This is a genomic window from Pseudomonas sp. P5_B2 (genome assembly GCF_056400445.1).
In genome coordinates this window covers 1-649 of sequence record NZ_JBFULH010001382.1, presented here as the reverse complement: position 1 = coordinate 649, position 649 = coordinate 1, and the positions used below count along the sequence as shown (strand labels likewise).

1 protein-coding gene is annotated in these 649 nt (G+C 55.3%); it reads right to left on the bottom strand.

What is annotated here, in order from left to right; translation table 11 throughout:
- Positions 1–566: ketol-acid reductoisomerase (gene ilvC, locus AC1DRJ_RS31345; RefSeq protein WP_477805521.1), on the bottom strand; the 566-nt coding region annotated here is incomplete at its 3' end.
- Positions 567–649: the final 83 nt, after the last annotated feature.

Here is a 649-nt window from a genome sequence, read left to right as displayed (position 1 = left end):
GTTTCAGTCTCGTCCTTGAAGGTGGTTTCGATGATGCCGGTACGACCACCACCAACGCCTGCGGCGTAGGACAGTGCTACGTTCTTGGCATTGCCGGAAGCGTCCTGATAGATAGCGATCAGGTCAGGGATGCCGCCGCCTTTGACGAACTCGGAACGTACGGTGTGGCCCGGTGCTTTCGGCGCGATCATGATCACGTCGAGGTCAGCGCGCGGAACAACCTGGTTGTAGTGAATAGCGAAGCCGTGGGAGAAGGCCAAGGTGGCGCCTTGCTTGATGTTCGGCTCGATTTCGTTCTTGTACAGGGCAGACTGGAACTCGTCCGGGGTCAGGATCATGACCAGGTCGGCAGCTGCAACAGCGGAAGCAACGTCGGTCACTTTCAGGCCGTGAGCTTCGGCTTTGGCAACGGTAGCCGAACCCTTACGCAGACCAACGGTAACGTCAACGCCGGAGTCTTTCAGGTTGCACGCTTGAGCGTGACCCTGGGAGCCGTAACCGATGATGGCAACTTTCTTGCCCTGGATGATGGACAGGTCGCAGTCTTTTTCGTAATAAACTTTCATGAAATTCCCCTATATATCCAGGCCGTTCAGGCCATTCGCTAATTTTGTTTAGATGCTGAGTACTTTATCGCCGCGAGCAATAC